General features: G+C 74.2%; 6 protein-coding genes. 4 read left to right on the top strand and 2 right to left on the bottom strand.

All coding sequences use genetic code 11. The features are described 5' to 3' along the window. Window positions 1-899: helix-turn-helix transcriptional regulator (locus ABD194_RS20515; protein WP_343994975.1), on the top strand; the 899-nt coding region annotated here is incomplete at its 5' end. Between the two features lie 41 nt (window positions 900-940). Here ABD194_RS20515 and ABD194_RS20510 read toward each other — a convergent pair. Further along, window positions 941-2,149, bottom strand: a complete 1,209-nt coding sequence (locus ABD194_RS20510; protein WP_343994973.1) for an MFS transporter — start codon at window positions 2,147-2,149, stop codon at window positions 941-943. Window positions 2,150-2,207: 58 nt separating this feature from the next. Between ABD194_RS20510 and ABD194_RS20505 the strand changes: the two genes are divergently transcribed. After that, window positions 2,208-3,182, top strand: coding sequence for an ArsR/SmtB family transcription factor (locus ABD194_RS20505; RefSeq protein WP_343994971.1), 975 nt, complete (start codon window positions 2,208-2,210; stop codon window positions 3,180-3,182). A gap of 215 nt (window positions 3,183-3,397) precedes the next feature. On the opposite strand, the gene ABD194_RS20500 is transcribed toward ABD194_RS20505, so the two are convergent. Then, entirely contained in the window at window positions 3,398-4,408 is a 1,011-nt protein-coding gene (locus tag ABD194_RS20500) for a DUF3800 domain-containing protein (protein WP_343994969.1), read from the bottom strand. 161 nt (window positions 4,409-4,569) lie between these two features. Here ABD194_RS20500 and ABD194_RS20495 point away from each other — a divergent pair, with 161 nt between their 5' ends. Together ABD194_RS20495 and ABD194_RS20490 are read left to right on the top strand one after the other, a co-directional pair. Beyond that, window positions 4,570-5,238, top strand: a complete 669-nt coding sequence (locus ABD194_RS20495; protein WP_343994967.1) for a cobalamin B12-binding domain-containing protein — start codon at window positions 4,570-4,572, stop codon at window positions 5,236-5,238. A 7-nt stretch (window positions 5,239-5,245) separates the two neighbouring features. Beyond that, window positions 5,246-6,436 (top strand): MFS transporter (locus tag ABD194_RS20490; RefSeq protein ID WP_343994965.1); only part of this gene is annotated, 1,191 nt, incomplete at its 3' end.

The raw sequence follows: 6,436 nt of genomic DNA, 5'->3' as shown, positions 1-6,436 counted from the left end.
AGTGGTGGCCCGTCGACGGGCTGAGTGTCGTGCAGACCCTCATGCCTGCGATCGACCTGCTCGGCCAGGCGGGCGATCTGGAAGGACTGCTCGAGGTGACCGAGGCAGCCGTGCGGGTCCTCGACGCCGCCTGGGGCGACTACCACGCGGTCGCGCGGATCGGGGCCCTCGTCGCCGGCCAGGCCGCGACGCTCGTGCCCCGAGGGGACGCCCCACTGCGTGATCGTGCACTCGCTCTCGTGGACGAGCTCGCCGACCGCGCCCGGGGTATCGGGCAGCCGCGGCCGGCCCTCGAGAAGGCCACCCGGCCGATGTTCGAGCGGGCGGCCCCCGGGCCGCTCGAGGACACCAGCCGGGAGACGTGGGCGTGGATCGCCCGCCTCGAGGCGGAGGTGCTGCGACTGCAGCGCGTGGCGGGTCGCGCCGACCCACCACCCGTGGCCGAGCTCGTCGAGGCGTGGCGCCAGAGCGTCGCCGCATTCGAGCGCTACGGCCACGTCTTCGAGACCGCGCGGTCCCAGGCGCGTCTGGCCTCGGCCCTGCGGGCTGCCGGGGACGACGCGGGCGCGCGCGCGAGCGCCGAGGCGGCTCGGGAGGTCGCCGTCCGACTCGGCGCCGGCCCCCTGCTCCACGAGCTCGACGAGCTCGACGGCGCGCGCCGCGGCGCCCCTTCGGCGCAGCGAGCCGCCGGAGAGGGTCGGCTCGAGCTGACGCCGCGCGAGCTCGAGGTGCTCGACCTGCTGGCCCGGGGCCTCACCAACGGGCAGATCGGCCGACAGCTCTACATCAGCACCAAGACCGTCAGCGTGCACGTCTCCAACCTGCTCGCCAAGCTCGGCGCCTCGGGTCGCACCGAGGCCGCGGCCATCGCGAGACGGCGGGGTCTCGTGGCGTCCTGAGAGGTGAAGGTGTGACCTCCGGGGTGCTGTCCCCCACCCGCTCAGGCAGGCACGGTCCCGCGCACCTCGGCGGCCGGGCGGGAACGGCGCAGACCGGGCGTGAGGGCGACCGAGACGGCCACCGACGCCACCGCCATGACGCCCATCGCCTGCGCGGCGGCGGCCGGGCCCACCCCCAGAGCGCTCGCCAGCGCCCCGCCAAGCAGGGCACCGAGGGCCTGCCCCACCATGAGCCCCGTGCCCTGCAGTCCGAAGACCTGGCCGCGCGCCCGGCCCTCCGTGTGGGTCACGAGCCGTTCCTGCAACGGCAGGCTCGCCGAGTAGCCCGCGGAGGCCACGAAGGCCAGCACGGCGGCATACGGTAGCGACGGGACGAGGAAGAACCCGAGGTAGGGCACGGCGAGCAGCAGGCGCAGCGGGCCGATGAGCCGGTCGCGCACCGCGACGGCGAGGAACCGGCCGACGACCACGTCACCGAGCAGCATTCCCGCCGCGGTCACGGCGAAGAGGTAGCCGGCCCGCGCACCGGCGAACGGCACGAACAGCGCCTCGCAGCCGACGATGAGGCCGTTGGGAACCCAGAGCGTCAGGTAGATCGGCCGGGTCACGCGCGAGGCGAGCAGGGCCCGGTTGACCTCGCGGGTGCGCCTCACGACCGAGGCGCCGGACTCCCGCGCCGGGTGGTCGGAGAGGCCGAGACGCAGCAGGAGCACGGCGCCGAGCAGGGCGGCGGCCGAGCCGAGGAAGAGCTGCGTGGTGGTGAAGGAGATGAGCAGCAGGCCCCCGACGCCGTAGCCGACGATCTGCATGCCGCCCACCGCGATGTTCATCGTGGCCCGGCCGAGGATGAAGCCGTCGGGCGGCAGGATGTCCGAGACGAGCGCGATCATGCTGCCGCCGAGCGCCGAGGTGATGAGCGGGCCGACGGCCAGCAGGGCGAAGCGCCAGCCCCACGCCAGGCCGGGCAGCGCCTGGAGCAGGTCGGTCACCATCGTCGTCGTCGTGACGAGCACGAGGGCGGTGCGTGGCCGCACGAGGTCCGACCCGGAGCCGAAGAGGGTCTGGCCGACGACCCGCATCAGCGGCGCCCCGAACATGGCGAGGGCGGTCAGCACGGGCGACCCGGTCGCCGTGAAGGTGATGGTGCCGAGCGCCAGGGACGCGACGGCATACGACCCGATGTTGAGGCACTGGACGAGGAAGAGCACCCGGAACTCGGGGACGGCGAAGAGCTGTCGGTAGGTCGTCACGTGCTCACCTTGACCTTCGGGGCACCTCCGCCGCTAATGTTTCGGACGGAGGCGAAACATGGGCACCTGGCAGATCTCGGCGGACCTGCTTGCACGCAGCCGCTTCGTCGTCTCCCCGCGCATCGAGACGGTCGGCGCCCTCAACGACCTGGTGCGGCCGTCCGACCCGGGCGGCCGTGCCCTCGCCGCGGCCCACGGTGAGGCCTTCCGAGCGATGCTCGAGGAGCACCCGGTGCGCCGGACCGTGCTCGAGCACAGCTGGAGGAAGGGCTGGATCTCGGACTGGCTGTGCCTGCCGCCCCAGGGCGGCGGGCGGACCTTCGAGGAGGAGCTCGACGACGTCCGCACGCTCGGCGACGCGCTCGTGCGCGCCCAGCTCGCGGAGAGCTCACCGTCCGCGACGCTGCCCGCCGAGCTGCAGCGCGACGGCCTCACCGAGCAGGCAGCGCAGCTGCTCGAGTGGGTGTGGACGCACGTGCTGGCGACCGACTGGGCGCGTCGCGAGCGCATCCTGCGGGCCGACGTCGTATCTCGCACCTCCCGCCTCGCGACCCAGGGCTGGGCCGCCGTGCTGCGCGACCTCGGACGCGACCGCGAGTGGGTCGGCAAGGGGCACCTGCGGATCAACAACTACGACCTGCCGTCGCGGGTGCTGCCCGACGACGCCGACCTCTTCTTCGTGCCCGTCAACCACCGGGCTCGCTGGGTGGGCTGGCTGCTCCCGAGCCGGTATGCCGTGTACTACCCCGTCGCCGGCGCGCTCGCTCCCGTGGACGGCGGCGCCACCGACGGGCTCGAGCGGCTCGTCGGAAGGGCTCGCGCTCGACTGCTGGTCGCTCTCGAGTCGCCTTGCAGCACAAGCGGGCTCGTCGCCACGACCGGCATGCCGCTGGGCTCGGTGGGCGACCACCTCCAGATCCTGCTCGCTGCGGGAGTCGTGCTGCGCCGCAGGTCCGGTCGGGAGGTGCTCTACTGGCGCACCGCCCTCGGTGACGCGCTCGTGGCGTCCGGCACCCCTCCGTCGCAGCGGTGAGGGGCCGGGGAGTCCTCCCCATGTACGGCAAGGGTGCTCGGCCCTAGCGTCGGCGCTGCCGGCGCGCCCGCGTCCGCACCGCCCAACTCACGATCAGGGGTCGTCATGTGTGAGCTGCACGAGATCGAGAGTCCCGCCGTCGCCCGGGAGGTCGAGGCGCTCGTCAAGGGGCGGTGCTGGGGGCACAGCTACTTCCGCTGACCCAGCACGCCACGTCACCGACCCGCAACCCGGGGTAGTGACGTGGCGCCCGTCCCTGCGGGCCACGGCCCCAGCCAGACGGAGCGGTCACTGAGGTAGGGCGTCACGAGGGTGACGAGGGTCGGGTCAGCGTCGCCGGCGAGGACCTGCGAGGCGATGCGCCGCACGGCCCCGGCGAGGAAGTCCGCCAGCTGCACGCGCGGGTCGGCGTGCGAGTCCACGAAGTGCAGCCCTCGGAACGCACCCGAGGCCTCGGCGCCGCTGCCGGTGACGGCCGCGCGGACCGCCGCCTCGGTCAGGCTCGCCTGGACGTCGTGGACGACCCGGAACGGTCTGCCGGGGGACCCCCAGTGGCGCAGCGTGTCCGCGAGCGCCGGCACGATCGGGTCGAGCGCACCGCGACCCCTGGCGACGAGTCGCAGCAGTCCCTCCGGGTCGAGGGGCACGGACCAGCCCTCGGCGGGCAGGCTGCGGTCGAGCTGCCCGCCGACCTCCGAGAGGCGGCACGCCAGCAGCGAGGCGCCGGCGCTCGCCTCCTCGAGGGACCGGGCCCGCACGACGTCGTTGAACGCGGCGAGGACCGACACCCAGGCCTCGCGGCCGACCCGCCGGGCCGCCTCCCGGTGCAACCCTCTGGCGTCCCCGTCCCCGTCCACGCCTCCGCCCATCCCGTCGCGCGCCCCGTCCCGGAGCAGCCAGAGCATCCGCCCCGTCAGGTGCAGCGCCTTGTCGGTGAGGTGGACGTGCGAGTGCCCGAGCAGCGGCCCCCGGTCGCCGAGCAGCCACTCGAGGACCCGCCGGTTCTGTGGGCGCAGGACGACGCTCGCCTTGACCTCCGTCGCCGGCGAGCGCGCCTCGACGCGGACCCGGGCGATCGTCTCCTCGGCCACCGCCGTGCTGACGGCGACGCTCGCGTGCGCGAAGGTGTCCGTGCTCCCGCCGACGAGCTTCTCGCCCTCCGAGCCGGACTCGTCGCACGCGACCTCGAGCGTCGTGCTGGCGGGCACCCGGGCGGAGGACGGCATACCTCCATCCTTTCCGCGGCGAGCCCTGCCGCAAGCGACTTTGTGTCGCCAAGGGCACGATTCGGTCACGGCTGGACGCAAAAGTCGTCGAATGGGTACGTAGCGCTGGTTCGGGCCCGGGATGCGCCCTGCCCGACGGAGCAGACGTGAGGAGCTCACCCATGACCAGCCCAGGCCGCACCACCCCCCGCCAGTGGCGGGCGCGCCTGCAGGGGACGCTCGAGGCCTTCGACGAGACGGGCGGGCACCGGGTCCTCGGCGAGGTCTTCGACCGGCTGGGCATCGAGGATGCCCTCTCGCTCGTCGTCCTGCCCTACCTCCACGATGTGGGTGAACGCTGGTCCACCGGGTCCATCGGCGTCGGCCAGGAGCACTTCGCGAGCAACGTGATCCGTCTGCGGCTCTCGGTCCTGATGGGAGCCGACGAGCCCGCCGACGGCCCGCTCGCCGTGCTCGCGTGCATGCCCGGCGAACGGCACGAGTTCGGCCTCATGGCGACGGCCATCGCGCTCTCGCGCCTGGGCTGGCGCACCTGCTACCTCGGCGCGAGCACCCCCACCTCCGAGCTCGCCCACACCTGCCGCACCCTCGCCCCCGACGTCGTCGTCCTCGCCGCCCACCGGACGACGGCGTTCGCCGCGCAGGCCCCGGCTCTCCGGCGGCTGGCCGAGACCACTACGGTCCTGCTGGCAGCGCTCGGAGCGACGGAGGAGGTGGCCGACCTGTGCCACGCCACGGTGCTGCACTGCGACCCGGTCGATGCCGCCCGCTGGGTGGACGCCGAGCTCGGCGGCTCGGGCGGTCCGGTGGACGAGTCGACCGCCGTCTGACGAGCACATGAGCTGGCACGGGCACCTACCCGCCAGCCGGGAGTACCGCCGCATCCTCGTGGGCCTCGGCGCCGCGGGGCTCGCCACCTTCGCCCAGCTCTACTCCCCGCAGGGCCTGCTGCCGACGCTCGCCCGAGGCCTGCACGTCAGCCCCGCCGACGCCGCCCTGTCGGTCTCGCTGGCGACCCTCGGTGTGGCCCTGGCCGTGCTGCCGTGGTCGTGGGTCGCCGACCGGGTCGGCCGGCTGCGCGCGATGCAGGTCGCCATCGTCGCCTCCACGGTGCTCGGGGTGCTCGTCGCCCTCTCGCCGAACCTCGGCGTCCTTATCGGGCTGCGGCTCGTCGAGGGCATGGCGCTCGGTGGCATCCCGGCCCTGGCCGTCACCTACCTGCACGACGAGGTGCACGCACGGCACACCGCGGCCGCCGCGGCCGCCTACATCTCCGGCACCACGGTCGGTGGCGCTGCCGGTCGCCTCATCGCCGGGCCGCTCGCCGGCCTCGTCGGGTGGCGGCCGGCGCTGCTCACGGTCGCCGCCGTCTGCGCCGTCGCCTCGGTGGTGTTCCTGCGGCTCATGCCGCGTCCGCGCGGCTACCGGCCCACGACCGCAACGAGCGCACGGACCGTCGCGGACGGCATACGCACCAGCCTCCGGGACCCCGCGCTGCTCGCCCTCTACGCGCAGGGTGCCCTGCTCATGGGCGGCTTCGTCGCGGTCTACAACTACCTCGCCTTCCGGCTCGAGGGGCCCGAGTTCGCGCTGCCCGCGACGGTCGGGTCGCTCATCTTCGCCGCGTATGCCGCCGGCACCGTCAGCTCCCGACTGACCGGCCGCTGGGTGCCCCGCTTCGGGCGGCGACGGGTGCTGCTGGCCGGGACGCTGACGATGGTGGCGGGAGCGGCGGTGACCCTGGCCGGGGCGCTGCTGCTCGTCGTTGTGGGACTCCTCGTGCTCACGGCCGGGTTCTTCGCCGCCCACGCGACCGCCTCGGCCTGGGTGGGCGCCCGCGCCACGACGGGGCGGGCGCAGGCCACCGCCCTCTACAACGTCGCGTACTACAGCGGGTCAGCCCTCGTGGGCTGGCTGCTCGGGTATGCGTTCTCCGGACCCGGGTGGGCAGCCGTCGTCGGCGCGGTGGTGGCGCTGGCGGTCGTCGCGCTGGTCCTGGCCCTCGTGGCACTTCCCGGTCGACAGCCG

Origin of the sequence: Terrabacter terrae, from assembly GCF_039529575.1 — a bacterium.
In the GTDB taxonomy this organism is placed as follows: Bacteria; Actinomycetota; Actinomycetes; order Actinomycetales; family Dermatophilaceae; genus Terrabacter; species Terrabacter terrae.
Note: the sequence above shows the minus strand (reverse complement) of the source record. Positions and strands in the feature narration are given on the sequence as shown.